Annotated in this window: 13 protein-coding genes; 10 read left to right on the top strand and 3 right to left on the bottom strand. The window is 36.9% G+C overall.

Going from position 1 to position 16,662, the window contains the following annotated elements; translation table 11 throughout:
• The first annotated feature begins 23 nt into the window (after window positions 1-23).
• The 9 genes from CQZ96_RS20635 (at window position 24) to CQZ96_RS20675 (ending at window position 10,661) form a co-directional block, all read left to right on the top strand.
• A complete protein-coding gene (locus CQZ96_RS20635; RefSeq protein ID WP_105714783.1) occupies window positions 24-1,859 on the top strand; it encodes a DUF1302 domain-containing protein in 1,836 nt (611 codons plus the stop codon).
• Window positions 1,860-2,390: 531 nt separating this feature from the next.
• On the top strand, window positions 2,391-2,726 hold the full coding sequence (locus tag CQZ96_RS20640; RefSeq protein WP_004724773.1) for a hypothetical protein: 336 nt from the start codon (window positions 2,391-2,393) through the stop codon (window positions 2,724-2,726).
• Window positions 2,727-3,617: 891 nt separating this feature from the next.
• Complete coding sequence (locus tag CQZ96_RS20645; RefSeq protein ID WP_004724771.1) at window positions 3,618-4,154, top strand: spore coat U domain-containing protein; 537 nt, start codon at window positions 3,618-3,620, stop codon at window positions 4,152-4,154.
• A gap of 60 nt (window positions 4,155-4,214) precedes the next feature.
• A complete protein-coding gene (locus CQZ96_RS20650) occupies window positions 4,215-4,769 on the top strand; it encodes a spore coat protein U domain-containing protein (RefSeq protein WP_004722258.1) in 555 nt (184 codons plus the stop codon).
• 11 nt (window positions 4,770-4,780) lie between these two features.
• Entirely contained in the window at window positions 4,781-5,296 is a 516-nt protein-coding gene (locus CQZ96_RS20655) for a spore coat U domain-containing protein (RefSeq protein WP_105714784.1), read from the top strand.
• A 19-nt stretch (window positions 5,297-5,315) separates the two neighbouring features.
• Window positions 5,316-6,116 carry a molecular chaperone gene (locus tag CQZ96_RS20660; RefSeq protein WP_151958115.1) on the top strand — a complete coding sequence of 267 codons (801 nt, stop codon included), beginning with the start codon at window positions 5,316-5,318 and terminating at the stop codon, window positions 6,114-6,116.
• Window positions 6,117-8,648 carry a fimbria/pilus outer membrane usher protein gene (locus CQZ96_RS20665; protein WP_154130433.1) on the top strand — a complete coding sequence of 844 codons (2,532 nt, stop codon included), beginning with the start codon at window positions 6,117-6,119 and terminating at the stop codon, window positions 8,646-8,648.
• The gene (locus CQZ96_RS20670; RefSeq protein WP_105714049.1) at window positions 8,645-9,664 is read left to right on the top strand and encodes a spore coat U domain-containing protein; all 1,020 of its coding nucleotides are present in this window, start codon (window positions 8,645-8,647) and stop codon (window positions 9,662-9,664) included. Before CQZ96_RS20665 ends, CQZ96_RS20670 begins: the two co-directional genes overlap by 4 nt.
• Window positions 9,665-10,070: 406 nt before the next feature.
• A complete protein-coding gene (locus CQZ96_RS20675; protein WP_056517969.1) occupies window positions 10,071-10,661 on the top strand; it encodes a recombinase family protein in 591 nt (196 codons plus the stop codon).
• Between the two features lie 784 nt (window positions 10,662-11,445).
• Here the strand turns inward: CQZ96_RS20675 and CQZ96_RS20680 are convergent.
• Window positions 11,446-12,942, bottom strand: coding sequence for a CoA-acylating methylmalonate-semialdehyde dehydrogenase (locus CQZ96_RS20680; RefSeq protein WP_105714051.1), 1,497 nt, complete (start codon window positions 12,940-12,942; stop codon window positions 11,446-11,448).
• Between the two features lie 30 nt (window positions 12,943-12,972).
• A complete protein-coding gene (locus CQZ96_RS20685; protein WP_105714052.1) occupies window positions 12,973-14,133 on the bottom strand; it encodes an iron-containing alcohol dehydrogenase in 1,161 nt (386 codons plus the stop codon).
• A gap of 304 nt (window positions 14,134-14,437) precedes the next feature.
• Here CQZ96_RS20685 and CQZ96_RS20690 point away from each other — a divergent pair, with 304 nt between their 5' ends.
• The gene (locus CQZ96_RS20690) at window positions 14,438-15,826 is read left to right on the top strand and encodes a GntP family permease (protein WP_105714053.1); all 1,389 of its coding nucleotides are present in this window, start codon (window positions 14,438-14,440) and stop codon (window positions 15,824-15,826) included.
• A gap of 56 nt (window positions 15,827-15,882) precedes the next feature.
• On the opposite strand, the gene CQZ96_RS20695 is transcribed toward CQZ96_RS20690, so the two are convergent.
• Entirely contained in the window at window positions 15,883-16,659 is a 777-nt protein-coding gene (locus tag CQZ96_RS20695; RefSeq protein WP_004822909.1) for an IclR family transcriptional regulator, read from the bottom strand.
• Window positions 16,660-16,662 lie beyond the last annotated feature (3 nt).

The following is a 16,662-nucleotide window of genomic DNA, read 5'->3' on the forward strand; positions in this document are numbered from 1 at the left end:
AATCATATCGATATGGAGATCGAATGATGCAAAATGTGATATGTCGCAATAACGCGAAACGCACGATTATTTTCACTCAAAAGCTGGGTGTCTGTTTAGTGCTGTGCTTAAGTATTTCAAAAGTGTCTGCAACAAGTGTTGAGATCAATGAGGATTGGAAATTTGAAACCAGTACGATGCTCAGTCTAGGTGCAAATTGGAGTACTCAAGATGCTTCAAATCAGTTGGTGTATAAACCTGATGCAAATCATATCGGAAAGGACGGTTTAAGCGTTGACGTGAATGGCGACGACGGGCATGTGAACTTCAGTCAAAACGATAATATTTCCCAAATTATAAAAGGTTTGACTGAGTTTCGTTTAAAAGGACAACAACAGGGTGCAGTACTCAGCACTAAATATTGGTATGACCATGCTTATGAAACAGGTCGTGGAGATTTAAAAGCCTTTGATGATTCTACTTGGCCTAGATTAGCCAAATTTAAGGGCATTAATCTTTGGGATGCCTATATCTGGAAAAATTTTGCTTTAGAAAATGATCAAAATGCCAATCTAAAATTAGGTAAACATACTTTAAATTGGGGGAAATCACAGTTTTTCCAAAATGGTATAAATTCAATCAGTGCCTTGGATTATGCTGCAATTAATCGGCCGGGAGGAGAGGCAAAAGAGCGAATAATTCCTGTCGAAATGTTTTCATTTGAGGCTGGAATAACGCCAAATCTTAAACTGGACGGTTTTTATCAGTTTAAGTTTAGACCTTCTGTTGTGGATGGCTGTGGGACGTTTTTTGCAATTTCGGACTTTGTTCCAGAAAATTGTGGCCCCATTATTTTGACCGTTACACCAGGAGATAAATTATCTGAAAGTGCTTTAGATGCACAGACTTATATTCCACGTGCAGAAAGTCGATATGCCAAGAATAGAGGGCAATATGGTTTTGCTTTAAAGCAAACTTTACCTCGTTGGAATAATGCTGAACTTGGCGCATATTTTGCGAACTATCACAGTCGCAATGCTAATTTTGATGGTACAGCGGTAACTGCATCAGGGTCTGCATATTTTAATACTGCTCGATTTTTTTCAATTTATCCAGAAAATATTAAAATGTATGGATTAAGCCTAGCAGCAAAAGTGGGGACAACCGCTGTTTTTAGCGAATTAACGCATAAACCTAATCAACCCTTGCAATTAAATGGAACAGATATCGTCTATGCTCAAGTTTTAGACAAAGATACGCCCCTTACACCACCTGGAGTTGCGGCTGAATTTGGACAATATTTACAAGGGTATGTAAGAACGCCTGTAACCCAATTTTCACTGGGTGCGAGTGATCGGTTAAACAATATATTGGGTGCAAATGCATTGAATTGGGCGGCAGAGTTTGCAGTGAATCATATTGCAGATATTGGTAATCATCGTTTTGGACGGGTCGGTGCATTTGGACGGAGTGAGCTTTCATCTGGTGCTTATAATCCTGAAACAGGTGAATATAAATGTACGCCTTATGGCACCGCACATCTTGCAAATGATGTGATTGATCGTATGAATGAGCGCTTTTGTAATCGGGATGGTTTTTTTACGCAATGGTCATATGGCTATCGTTTACGAGGAGCTTTAAATTATCAAGATATTTTACCTGCGACCGTCATCACACCAAGTGTAATCTTTCGCCATGATATAGCAGGATTTAGCCAAAATTTTCAAGAAGGTCAAATGAGTATTGCAGCCACTATTTCAGTGAATTATCAGCAAAAGTATACAGCTGAACTTGCGTATACCAATTTTTTTGGTTCGAATGATTTTAGTACACTCGATGACCGAGATTTTGCTTCGTTGGTATTAAAAGCTAATTTTTAACATTGAGAAATTGGATGCCATGTTTATTGGAAGGTTTGGCATCCAACATTAAGCGCATCTTTTTAATAATAAATATTTAATTCATTTATACAGAAAATGCTTATACAGCTTTGGCAAAAACTGAATTTTCTGATGTTTATGGTATTTAATTATTCAATCTGATCAATATTGATGTTATTGGAGCTGCTAAGGAGATTGACGGGCATAGGCTTTATTATCACTATAAATATGACCTGTTAAATTGATCAAAAATTGCATTTGTTATTTGGTGATGAATTACATGAAATATGCATTAAATTATAATAATAAGAACACTATTACAAGTTTGTTTCTAAAAGATAATATAAATTTAAATATTTGTTTTTAGGGAATATTTTTAATAAATTATGTATTTAATTGTAATTAAAATAAGTGTAAAAGTTTGCAAAACATGGTGATTAATGATAAAAAATGTGCATTATCTGAATAGCTTAATGGGTTCCTACAGATATATTGAAGAATAGAAATATGAATGTTGGATATAAATAAATAATGAAAATTTATGAAATGGTGTTTCATAAAGGTATAGATGAAAGCACTCATTTTTTTTATAGTGAAAATACCTATGCTTCACGTCAGCATTTTATCGAATTAATACGTTTAGATATTGACGCTGAATTGAGTAATTTTAAGATGACATGTCTAAGTGATGATCAATATGATTTAAAAGCATTGTTTGAAGAAGTTCATAAAGAAAGCCATTTGCATGTAGATAAAATGGAAGCTGAATTTATTCGTGATGCAATCGCTACATTTGACCAATGCATTTGTTTAAGAGTTAAAGAGCGAGATGTTCTTAAACCGAGTGGAAACACCTTTCATATTTAGTCGTCATCCAAATTGTATACAGAGATTCACGATTTTCGGTCGGCATGTTAAAGTGTCATAACGTATCCCATTCTTCACCCCAGAACGAATGGGATTTTTTTATTTTTGATGAATGGATAAAATAACCGCTAAGTGTTAACTTTTATTGATTAAATCATATTTTGAATAAAGTCCTCGTCACTAATTTACAGCCTCATCATCGTGATTAATCTACCAATACAAAGCCATTGTGAGCAATGATTGTAAAAGACTAATTTGGGGTGCTTATTATGGTCATGGTTACTTTGTTATCACGAGTTTATTTAAAATTGGAGTTTTTGAATTAATCATCATATCTTAGATCAATTGAATGAAATGAGATGTAAAAAATTTGAAGGTAATAATTAAATATAAAAGGCGATTCTTAAATTTTTTAGGTAAAATTTAAAATATAGATAAGCCGATAAAGCATTTTTAAAAATAAGTTTATCTTTGTCATATTGAGTTTGGTTTAATATATAAAAATAAAATTTTATCAAGTAAAATTTTGAAATATAGGGTTTAATTTTGTTTTTATGAGGCTTGATCAAGATAAAATACGATATTGCCTAAGCGAAATTTTAAGTCCTTAGATTGGCATATTTAGCTTGGTGTTATTTAAAAGAAAATTAAGTTAATTTCACTTTTACTTTGTCAAATTATCAAGTGAAATGTATTTTTTGGTGTTTTAAATATAATAATAATTTAATTCCACAATTCCAATAAAATTTTAAATAAATACAAATAGTTGAGCTTGTTTTGTGCTGCTTATTAGTTGATTTATTGAACACTTATTCATCACATGTGATTATGTAAATACTTTCACACTTCTTGTGTAAAAGTTTACGAATAATACAAATCATGGGAATTAATATGAATATTTTTACAAAACTAACACTAACTGCATTGTTGAGCACGGCTTATATCGCGACTGCACAAGCAGCTGTTACTGGTCAAGTTGATGTCAAGCTGAATGTTTCGACAGGTTGTACTGTTGAAGGTTCTACTGTTACTGGAAATATGAACCAATTTGGTACATTAGATTTCGGTAAAACTTCTGGTACTTGGACCAACGTTTTGACTGGACAAGTTGCTTCTACAGCGACAGGTGGTCATCTCGCTGTAGAATGTGATGGTGCAAACCCTGTTGACTTTACGGTTGCAATTGATGGCGGTCAACGCGCTGATCGTAGTCTTAAACATACAACTGCTGCCGACCTAGTAAACTATAACGTTTACCGTGATGCAGCACGTACCAATCCATATGTGATTAATACAGCTCAGCCTTTCACTGCTGCAGCAGGTGTAGCTCAAGAAGTTCCAATTTTTGGTGCAATTGCTGCGAACACTGGCACTGCAAAAGCACAGGGTGATTATACAGACACTTTATTGGTGACTGTTAATTTCTAATCAGTATACGTAACAGTAAACAGGTTTGTTGTTGAACAAGCCTGTTTTAGGGAGGAACGTATGCACCTGTTACTTAAACAATGCGTCGGATTGCTACTTTGTAGCATTGTTTCATCGCTCACCAGTGCTGGGCAATTGGCCGCTAAGTTAAATGTTCAACTTGAATTAGAGCCATCCTGCAAGATCAACAATGAGACCGTGAATAACGGAACCAATGGCTTGAATTTCGGGCAGCTAGACTTTGGAGAAACCACAGCTGCATTTAATCAGGTGATAGAGACCAGTTTAAGTCAGGGTTCTACATCAGGTTTGACCATTCAATGCCCTGGCAATGCTCCAATAAAAGTTACCTTTGGTGCGGGGCAACATGACAGTAAGGTACCAGCACCTTTTGGCGCAAATTATTTTCGTGCGATCAGTAATGGCACAGATTTCCTTGCCTACAACATCTTATATGGAACTGCTCGCGAAGCGTTAAGGCCTAATCAAATCATTACTTTGACCAATAATGGTCAGCCGCAAACGCTTAATCTCATGGGGCAAACTGTTAATAATGGTCGGTCAGTCTCACTTGGACAATATACCGACACTATTCCAATTACCATTGAATTTTAAAGAACAAAATCATGAAAAAAATAGGTTTAAGTGTTCTGCTGATTTCGATTGTTCAAAGTGGGTTTGCTGTTGATCCTGTAACTTCGGCAAGTTTTAAAGTGCAGGCGACCATTGAAAATGGGTGCAAACTCAGCAATGTCGAACAGTTACTTGATTTTGGTCGTCATCCTGTTGTGGCGCAGGGGCAGTTAAAAGGATCCGTCATCAATACTGCGCAAAGCTGGAATATCCAATGTACTGCACGGCTACCGGTAAAGGTGATGTTGAATGGTGGTGATCACTTTTCAAATAACTTTCGGCGGATGAAACATGCCCAGCAGAATGAGTTTGTACCTTATCAGCTTTATCAGGACAGTAGTTTGCAAGGTGAATATGCCAGTGGGAGTAGTTACTCACTGACACCAACCACTACTTTGAACACCGTACTGGGTTTTGCAGTTTATGGTGTTGCAGACTTGAATAATAACAATCAACCACGATCAGCTGGCCTGTATAAAGATACGGTCGCAATTACGATTACATGGTGATTCTATGAGCTTAAATAAAATGAAAATATGGTCGGGCAGAACTTTCTCTGCGGCCGCGATATTGATGGTCACTTCACCCGTATTCGCACAGGCCACTTTTTTAATCTGGCCAATTTATCCAAAAATTGAAGAAAATGAAAAAGCCTCTGCGGTCTGGCTACAAAATACCGGTAACTCTGATGCCATGGTACAGATTCGGGTATTTAAATGGGATCAGAATCATCAGCAAGATGCTTATGTGGAGCAAACTGAGGTTATTCCAAGTCCGCCTGTAGCGAAGATCAAGGCGGGTGAAAAGCATATGTTGCGTTTGACTCGCTCAGCTGCTGTACCTGATGCAAAAGAACTTGCCTATCGAATTATTGTTGATGAACTGCCGATCAAGCTCAATCCAGAAGATGAAAAAGATGCGTCGACAGTCAGTTTTCAGATGCGTTATTCCATTCCCTTGTTTAGCTATGGCAAAGGACTTGGTAGTGGTTTAACTGAAGTTTCACAAAAAACCAATGCGAAAAACCCTTTGGCTAAACCGATATTAAGCTGGTGGGTCAAGAATAATGAACAGGGCAAACCTGAACTTTATATTAAAAATACTGGTTCAAAATTTTCACGACTTTCTGGAATTAAATTAACCCCGACTTCAGAGCAAATGGCTTTTGGCAAAACCGCCTTTGGTTATGTGTTGGCAAACAGCACCATGAAGTTTGATCTGGACAATAAGTTACTCAACAGCCTAAGTGGTCAAAGCAGTTTGTATGGGGTTGACAGTTCAGGGGTGAAACAGGAATTGGTTGAGATTAAAAAAGAAGGAGGGGGATAAATGGGTTATTTATCAGGGTTACACACCCCTTCTTTTTTATGCAAAAGCCTGACATTGATATTGGTTGCGAATATTCCATTGCTGAGTTGCAATGTCTATGCAAATGGTTTGCCCCCGCCACCACGAGATGTTTCAGAAGTGAATAGCTTATTTAAGCTTTATCTTGACTTGGTGATCAATCAATATTCGACGCGACAAGTGATACCAGTCATTGTCAAAGGCGATCATTACTTTATCCAGCAATCGAAACTGGATGAGTTGCAGATTAAGCTGCCTGCGGATGCACTTCAGCAACAGTCAGAAAAAAACCTGACCGATCTGGATGTATTTACTTTAGGATTTTCTGGGAAGGCCTTGGATTGGGTCAGCCTCAATCAGATTCCCGAATTGAAGTATGAGTACAATTCAGCGCAACAGTATTTTAGTCTCGATCTTCCTGCCAGCTGGATGCCGGTGCAGATACGCGGCTTGGATTCATGGTATCAACCTGAAACAGCGCAGTCGGGTATTGGTTTATTAAATAACTATGACTTTTATACCTACCGCCCAGAGAATGGTGGCTATAGTAGTACATTATTTACAGAACAACGGTTTTTCTCCCCTTATGGGGTACTGAGAAATTCAGGGGTTTATAGCAAAACTGATTTTAAATCTGATGGGATTGGAAACGACTCAACTCAAGATAATGATGGCTACCGCCGCTATGACACCACTTGGCAATATGATGACCCAGTCCGGGTAGTTTCATTTTTAGCGGGTGATGTAATTACGGGAAGTAAAAACGCATGGGGAAGTTCAGTGCGTTTAGGTGGATTGCAGTTACAGCGTAATTTTGGTACGCGTCCAGATTTGATTACCTATCCTTTACCTCAGTTTAAAGGACAAGCGGCTTTACCGAGCACCGTGGACTTATTGATTAATGGACAGAAAGCCAATTCAACCGATGTACAATCTGGCCCTTTTATTCTAAATAATGTTCCATTTATCAATGGTAAAGGCGAGGCGGTGATTGTCACCACAGATAGTGTTGGCCGTCAGGTGGCAACCTCGGTGCCGTTTTATATTTCGAATACTTTGCTTAAACCGGGGTTATTGGATTATTCGGTGTCTATGGGACAAATCCGCGAAGATTATGGGATCAAGAACTTTGAATATGGCAAATTTGCCAGTTCAGCGGATGCGCGTTACGGGATTAACGACTGGCTCACGGCTGAAGGACGAGTTGAACTCTCCGATTCAATTCAGTTGGCTGGGCTAGGTTCAGTGCTTAAGTTGAATCGGTTTGGTGTTGTAAGTGGTTCGGCAACCCAAAGCTGGGCTGATGGAGAGCTTAATCAGTTAAATAATAACTTGAACGGAAATAAAAACTTCAAGGGAAATCAATACACGCTCGGTTATAGCTATAACCAACAACGCTTTGGATTTAGTCTCAATCATACCCAGCGAGATCAGGATTATTATGATCTTTCACGCTTGCAATACACAGATTTGATTTCAGCCAACAGTCATAAAAGTTTGGTTGCCAATACTTATTTTGCGACAGAAAAGTCGGGTACTTTTGGGGTGGCATATATCCGAACCAAGAGCCGAGACATTGAAAATAAACTGATGAACCTGTCTTGGGCACCGGTATTACCGTCCTATCTGCGTGGTGCGACAGTATCGTTAAGTGCCAACCGGGATTTTGTGGAAAAAGAGTGGAGTGCAGCATTTCAGTTGTCGGTTCCATTTTCCAAGAGCAGATCCACAGCTAATCTAGGTTATAGCCAACAATCCAGTGGTGATTATGCTTATATCAACTATAACCGTAGTGCACCGTTGGATGGTGGTGTTGGTGTTGATTTAACTCGACGTTTTAATGAAAACAGTGATGACTTTAATCAGGCACGAGTCAGCTACCGTAACCAATATTTTAATACCGATGTCGGCATGTCGGGTAGCAATGATTACAACTATTGGTTTGGACTGTCAGGTTCGGTGGTGTTGATGTCAGGCAATGTCTTTGCTGCCAATCGATTGGGTGAGTCGTTTGCTTTGATTGATACCAACAAAATTGCAGATGTACCCGTGCATTATGAAAACAGCTTGGTGGGGCGGAGTAACGCCAAGGGATATGTATTTGTACCGTCAGTGACGCCTTATTACGCGGCTAAATACAGTATTAACCCGATCGATTTACCCTCTAACTTTAATGCAACCCAAGTTGAAAATCGGATTGCGGCAAAACGAGGCTCAGGTGTTGTGATTGGCTTCCCAATCAAACAGTCTTATGCAGCCAATGTATCTTTAGTGCAAAGCAATGGGCAAGCGATTCCAGTGGGTGCGGTGGTACATCGTGCGGATCAAGAATCGAGTTATGTGGGGATGGACGGGATTGCTTATCTTGAAGATCTGGGTGCAGAGAATAGCATTCGAGTGCAACTGCCAGATCAAAGCGTATGTGAAGCAAACTTTTCGTTGGATTTAAAACAAGCGCAACAACAGATTGCAGTGATTAAGTCGGTTGTTTGTCGTGAGGTGGCTAAACCATGATTACTTTAAAAAAAATAATACCTACAGGTCTATTATTCTCTGGATTAATATTGATTGCTGCTCAAAGTCAGGCAGATTGTAACGTTAACTCAAGTGGCAATGTGTCCATTGGTAAGGTTCCTTCCATTACTCTGGCAGAAAATGGAGTTCAATCTTCGCAATTCAGTGCAGGTTTATCCTGTAGTGGATTTAGTTTGGCTGCTTTAAATACCACTTATCTGAAATATCGGGTCGATCAGATGCCAATAAACTATATCAATAGTGTCACTGGTGAACGCCTTACGGTGAATTATTTGGATACCAATAGTAATCCAATTAATGTGGGGCAAGAAAGAGATATGAGTAGCTTTACAATTATCAATTTCTTTACGGGGCCTAATGGTGCGTTACCATTTTATGCAAAGATTAATTCTGGACAAGCTGTATCGCCTGGGATTTACCGAGCTGAAACACCATTTAAAGTCAAATGGTATTATTCTGTGCCTGCAATTGCTGTAGCTGGAATAGGATTTTATTTTTCAAGCCCTGGTTTTAATCGTGGATTTTTGGGACTCGGGTTTGATTGGGGAAGTGGTAGTGATTCTTCTCTAAATTTGAGTATTGAAGTTTTACCAGACTGCCGTATTGCGACCAATGATGTGAATTTTGGAACAGCACCCTTTGCAGATGCCTTTACACCAGTGAAAACCTCGATGGGAATACGCTGTTCAGTCAAGACACCTTATAAAGTGAGCCTGAATGATGGTCTTTATCCACAAAATGGCAATCAACGTGCAATGAAGTCAGAAACGGGGAATAACTATATGAGTTATGAAATTTATAAAAACTCAACTACGGAACGCTGGGGAAGAAATAACGAGCAGTGGTTGAGCGATGTTGCGACTACAAATCCTGGTATTTATGATGCGAAAACTCAGCAGGGTTATGCTTTCACAACAAAAATTCTGGATACAAATTCACTGAGTCTGCCTGCTGGTAAATATAGTGATACTGTAACTGTACAGGTCGAATTTTAAGAGATACTCACAATAACATCATGATTTTTTATCATGATGTTAATTATAAAAAAGAATACATATAATTAAATTATTAATTTACACTATTAAAAACACCTAAGCTATATTCTTTTATTTATTTAAGTGGTTTTTTATATTAAGCACCAGTGAAATAAATAATTATTTTTTGAAAAAAATTCTTACATCATATTATTTATTTTGTCGCTAATTTCTTGTATTTGTTTGTTAAATATTTTTTTCGTATTTCGTGTGTTTAAATTAATCCTGCTATTTTTTTATAATGATTCTGATTTTATGTTTTTAAATCATTAATAGTGTTTAAAACACCAATATAATTTTCAACAGATGTTTTTTTTATTAGTATAAGATTATAATAATTGTTTTAATTATAAGAGGGTTATTTGTTGTGCGAGTCTATGCATATTTTAGAGTTGATGATTTGTCTATAAAAGACAGTAATTATGTCTCCTATATTTCAAACGCTGGTTATGAAATACCAAATAAACGAGTGATCTTTGAAGAGGTGGAAGCCGGTATATCATTAAAATATAGAAATAAATTTATTAATTTAGTCAATTATGCGATGGAAAGCGGTGATTTATTGTTAATCAATGGAATTGATTCATTAGGTGGTAACTTTAATGAAGTATCTTCAAGTGTAAATTTGATTTTTAAAAAAAAAATTCGATTAATCTGTTTAGATTTTTCTAAAAATGAAATTGTGGGAGATCTTAAGAAATTATTTATGCATTTTTTAAAGTTATGTTCTGATTTTGAAGAGAAATCTAGTTTTTCTAAAAAGAGCATTATGAATAAAGCAAAAAAGCGTGTAGGTCGTCCCGAGATTTTAACTGATAAGCAAAAGAAAGAAGCCTTGGATAAGTTTAAAAAAGGCCATACTGTTTATTCAATTGCTAAGCATTACTCAGTTACTCGAACAGTCATCCAACGCTTAATTTTAAAATCTTCTGACGTCATTAATAGTGATGAAAAGTAAATGAGGAGTATAAAACTTCAGAAAAATCATATAAGTAGGTTTGCGATTGCGCAGAAAAGATCTGATTTTAACAAAACAATTATTGTCCAATTGGTTTATGTGTTACGACAAGTAAATCCCAAAAAAGCAAAAAATTTGATGAGTCATTATAGTATTGAAATAAAGTCGATAAATGGTTTGATCAACTATAGGATTCAAGGGATTAAACATGAGGGAAAAATGATTATCTTTTTATATGGTTCTGATTTATATTTTTTGGATCTAAATAAATCATTGTTTGATTATGAGTCTTGATTTGTTTTTGGTGTGATAAAGTATATATTTATAGTTGTTTTATTCGGTTTTAAAAATAAAATTTAAGATTTTCTTTGATATCGTATTTGGTTTTTTGTTATTAATGTATTTTAAAATTTATTTTGAATAAATCAATTTTTAACCAATTTTTTATAATGTGAGGGTTTTATTTTATAGATTTTAAATATTTAAATTGAGTGTTTGTGTTTTTTAAATTAATTTTTTATTTAACGTTGCATGAGAGGAGGGTGCTTAACTTATATTTTAAATTTGGTAAATTATGTTTAATGGATTAAAAAATTGTTAAATTTAAAATATTTTTATTAAAATAATATTTGTACGTGATTTTAGAAAATTATAAGCTCGATTTAAAATTTAAATGTCAAAATATTTGGGAAGTATCCAAAATAGGGTTGAATACTTCCCAACATAGTCAGAACCGTTTTATCAATAAACAGTCTAAATTTGAACCATCTTAATTTGAATAGTCTTAGTTTAAAGTCGGCATTGAAAATTGTTTGTTTTCTCGAATGTTGGCAGAAGGCCAGCGTTGAGTAATAGTTTTTCGACGTGTATAAAAACGTACACCATCTGGACCATACGCATACAAATCACCAAAGAGTGAACGTTTCCAACCACCAAAACTATGATAAGCGACAGGTACAGGCAAAGGAACATTGATACCCACCATACCTACTTTAATATGATCAGAAAAATAACGTGCTGCTTCTCCATCACGAGTATAGATGCATGTTCCATTACCATACTCGTGGTTATCAATCAGATCCATGGCTTGTTGCATGGTCTCTACCCGCATAATTTGTAAGACAGGGCCAAAAATTTCCTGTTGGTAGCTATGCATATTCGGGGTAACTTGATCAATTAAAGTAGGCCCCACAAAAAAGCCATTTTGGAAATCGTCAACGCTTGCTTGTCTGCCATCCACAACGATTTTTGCACCTTGTTGCTCTGCACTGTCAATAAAACCAATCACTTTGGCTTTATGTTCTGCCGTAATCACAGGTCCAAAATCATTATTTTTATCGGCAAAATGTCCGAATTTTAATTTACTGATTTCATTTTGAAGTTTAGCAATGACGGTATCTGCAATTTCGTCACCGACTGCAACCGCAACAGAAAGTGCCATACACCGTTCACCTGAGGAACCAAAAGCAGCGCCAAGGAGGGAATTCACCACATTATCAACATCTGCATCGGGCATGATAATGGCGTGATTTTTTGCCCCACCTAAAGCTTGGCAACGTTTGCCCGCAGCTGTGGCCGTTTTATAAATATATTCAGCAATTGGTGTTGAGCCTACAAAACTAACCGCTTGAATACGCTGATCATTTAAAAGTGTATCTACTGCAACTTTATCGCCATTGACCAGATTAAAGACACCATCAGGAAGTCCTGCTTCTTTTAATAATTGAGCAATATATAATGTTGAAGATGGATCACGCTCAGAAGGTTTTAAAATAAAGCAGTTGCCACAGACAATTGCCATTGGGAACATCCAAAGTGGCACCATCACAGGAAAGTTAAATGGGGTAATCCCTGCAACGACACCTAAAGGTTGAAATTCACTCCAAGAGTCAATATTCGGTCCAACATTTTTGGAGAATTCACCTTTTAAAAATTCGGGTGCACCGCAAGCATATTCAACATTTTCAATCCCGCGCTGTAATTCCCCAGCTGCATCATGGCAAATTTTACCGTGTTCTAAACCAATCAGCTCACAGATTTTATCGGCATTTTTTTCCAGCAACGCTTTAAACTTAAACATGACTCGCGCACGTTTGATCACTGGCGTATCACGCCATGCCGGAAAGGCATTTTCTGCTGCTGCTATTGCATCAAGTACCGTTTTTTGGCTGGCAATGGCCACTTGAGAATTTGATTCACCTGTTGCTGGATTAAATACTTTTTGGCTACGACTCGCTTCTGTTGAAAGTTGTCCATTAATAAAATGCCCGATTGTATTCATTGAGATCTCCTGATTTATTTTGGTTAAAAATTAAGACCATAATTGCTGATAAAGTTTTACGATTTCTTCTTTGGTTGGAAGACGAGAGTTATTACTTGGTGAGCCTGAAGCAAGTGCTTGTTCTGCCATAGTATTTACAACTTCGTCAAAATATTGCTTATCTGCTCCAAAAGCTTCTAAAGTTGGCACTTGAAGGGATGTATTAATGTCTTTTAATGCTTCAATTAACTTGGCATTGGCAGATTCAACAGAATCATTTTGCTGCGCAGCACCCATGGCCTTGGCACAGTCCGCATATTTTTCAGGTTCTGCGGGAATTGAATACTCAATAATCATGGGCAATAACATGGCATTTGATAAGCCATGTGGGACATGGAAAAACGCACCAATAGGGCGACTCATGCCATGAACTAAGGCAACAGATGCATTATTAAAAGCCACACCAGCCAATGTTGCACCCAGCATTAATGCTTCTCGGGCAACTTCATCATTTGAATCAAAATAGACTTTTTTAAGATTTGGGCCAATTAAGCGCATTGCCTCTAATGCTTGAGTATCACTATATAGATTGGCTTTTTTGCTGGTATAGGCTTCAATCGCATGGGTTAAAGCATCTATACCTGTATCTGCTGTGGTACGGGCAGGTAAACTTAACGTTAGTTCATAATCTACAATTGCAGCAATGGGCATAAAACCAGCACCGACACAGAGCATTTTTTCATTACTTTCATCATCAGTAATGATCGTGAATTTGGTTGCTTCAGAACCTGTGCCTGCTGTTGTTGGAACGGCAATAATTGGTAAGCCCTGTTCATTGACTTGTCTAGGGAACTTATAATCTCGGATTTTTCCACCATAGCGACCTAAGATGCCAATGGCTTTTGCACTGTCAATTGGACTGCCACCACCCACAGCGATAATTGAATCATATTGATGTGCTTGAATAAACTGAACCCCAGCTTCAATAGAACTTGAGGTGGGTTCTGGAATGGTTTGATCAAAAAAGTCTGCTTCAATATTTTCACTTTTAAGAATCTTTTGAATATCGGCGATATAGCCTAACTTGACCATCATTTGATCAGTGATGATCAGTGGTTTATTACAGCCTAAGCTTTTTAAAATATAAGGAATTTTCTCTCGGGCATTTTTTCCGACTTCAAGAAATCTGGGCAACAAAATCGTGTGTGACATAAGCGAACTCCATTTTAGTTTCATTCCATTTACATGCATTTTGTATTTGAAAAAGACCAAGTTGCATGCTGTAAATTGGCTTTATAATATTTGTATATTGATATGTATCGTATCAATATAAAATTATATGTAAACAGGTTTTTTATGAATTTTATTTAAATAAAATTATTTAGTCATAAATAACAGTAGTTTAGTCTATTTTTCAAAGTGAAAAAGAATTTTGTCTAGATTCATCATTAAAAATTAGCTATACATATATAACGATACATTATGTATCAATATAATTAAATAAATGGAGTTTAGAATGATAGGACTATTTGGAATAGTAGTGTCCTTGGTATTGCTGATGTATTTAGCTTACAAAGGTTTTAGTGTCATTATTTTGGCGCCTGTACTTGCACTGTTTGCGGTCATTTGGAGTGGAATGACGCATGAATTATTAGGGTTTTATTCGCAAGTATTTATGAGTGGTCTAGGTGGGTACATCATTAAATATTTTCCACTTTTTCTGTTAGGCGCTGTCTTTGGCAAACTCATGGATGACAGTGGATCAGCTCGCACAATCGCAATTTTTTTTGTTGAACGCTTAGGGCATCAGCGTGCGATGTTATCGATTGTGATTTCCTGTGCAATCTTAACCTATGGCGGTGTCTCGCTTTTTGTAGTGGGTTTTGCTGTATTTCCAATTGCTTCAGCATTATTTAAAGAATTGGCTATTCCTAAACGACTCATTCCTGCGGCAATTATGTTGGGTGCATTAACCTTTACAATGACCGCATTGCCTGGTACGCCTGCGATTCAAAACGCAATTCCAATGCCATATTTTAAAACAGATCTATATGCTGCACCTGTGCTTGGCATCATTGCCTCGATTTTTATGTTAATCACGGGGATGTGGTGGCTGAATAGAAGAGTCGAGCATTCGATAAAACAAGGCGAAGGCTATGGCAATCATATTGAACAGCATAAAGAAATTTTAACGCATTTAGATCCTAGTTTACTGATTGCAATGATCCCGATTGTATTGGTAATTTTATCGAATTTAATATTATCTAAAGTGATTTTTCCAAGTATGGATACTTCATATTTGGCCACGGCTCAATTTGGTCACACCAATCTAAATTCTGTGATTGGTTTATGGTCGATCATTACAGCATTGGTGATCGCATGTATTGCCATTATTGTGCTCAATTGGAAACGGATTAACGATATTCGAGACAGTATTCAAAATGGTGTTTCTTCTTCATTTTTACCTATTTTTAATACCGCCTCAGAAGTCGGATATGGGTCAGTTATTGCATCTTTAGCGGGTTTTGTCATTTTAAAAGATTTTTTAGTTAGTTTAGCGCCAAGTAATCCGCTGGTTTCCGAAGCAATTTTGGTCAATGTACTGGCTGGGATTACAGGTTCTGCGTCTGGAGGTTTGAGTATCGCATTAAATACGATGGGTGAAACCTATATGAACCTAGCACAAGATTTTGGCATTTCACCTGAATTAATGCACAGAGTTGCTTCTATGGCTTCTGGATCTTTAGATTCTCTTCCACATAACGGCGCTGTAATTACCATTATTGCACTTTGTGGTCTCACGCATAAACAGTCTTATTACGACATGTTTGTGGTCGCAGTTATTTTTCCACTACTTGCGCTGATCGGAGTGATTACACTTGGAACATATTTTGGATCATTTTAAGGCTTGAGTTTTTAAAGCTAGATACTTGGGGATTCTAAGTCTCTAGCTTTTATTATTTAATCGATTGAATTTTTTATATAGGTATTTAAATCATTGGCTGCATCTCTTAATGCATCTTGATAGCTGATTAAGTCATCTAAGGATTTTCGAATACTTGGCGCATGGGTATATAAGCAAGCAATGATTTCACCATTGGGGTGGAGTATAGGCACTGAACAGGCCACCATCCCTGCGATAAACTCTTCATTATCGGTGCCTAAATTTGTTACGCCAATACGCTGAATTTCAGATTCCAGCAAATTAAGATCTGTAATGGTATTTTTGGTGTACTGGGTGATTGGAATATTTTTTAGAATATTTTTCCTTTTTTCTGCGGATAAATGACTTAAAAAAAGTTTGCCACTCGATGTACACCAGACAGGCACTGTTGAGCCCACGGGTAAATATACCTGTAATGGCCAGTTTGTCTGTATACGATCTACATACAACATATGATTATCTTGTAGGATTGCTATACCACAGGTTTCACCAATCTTATTTGACAGTTTTTCTAAAATAGAAAACCGTTCAATTCTAAATTTTTCATTTTCCCAAACATTAAATAGTAATTGTTTGACTCTTCCACCCACCAACAAGCCACCATGTAAATCTACTTTGACATAACCTTCTTTTTCTAATAGTTGGATGAGTCGATGAATACTGGGTTTTGGGATATCAAGTGCTAAAGAGAGATCAAGTGGGGAAGGGGGATGTTTTGCTTCACCAATGGCTTCTAAAATTTCAAGTACTCGTGTGATCGATGAACCTTTATTTCGTTTTGTATCTTGTGTCATAAA

It is taken from the genome of Acinetobacter sp. MYb10, assembly GCF_002980175.2.
GTDB lineage: Bacteria > Pseudomonadota > Gammaproteobacteria > Pseudomonadales > Moraxellaceae > Acinetobacter > Acinetobacter guillouiae.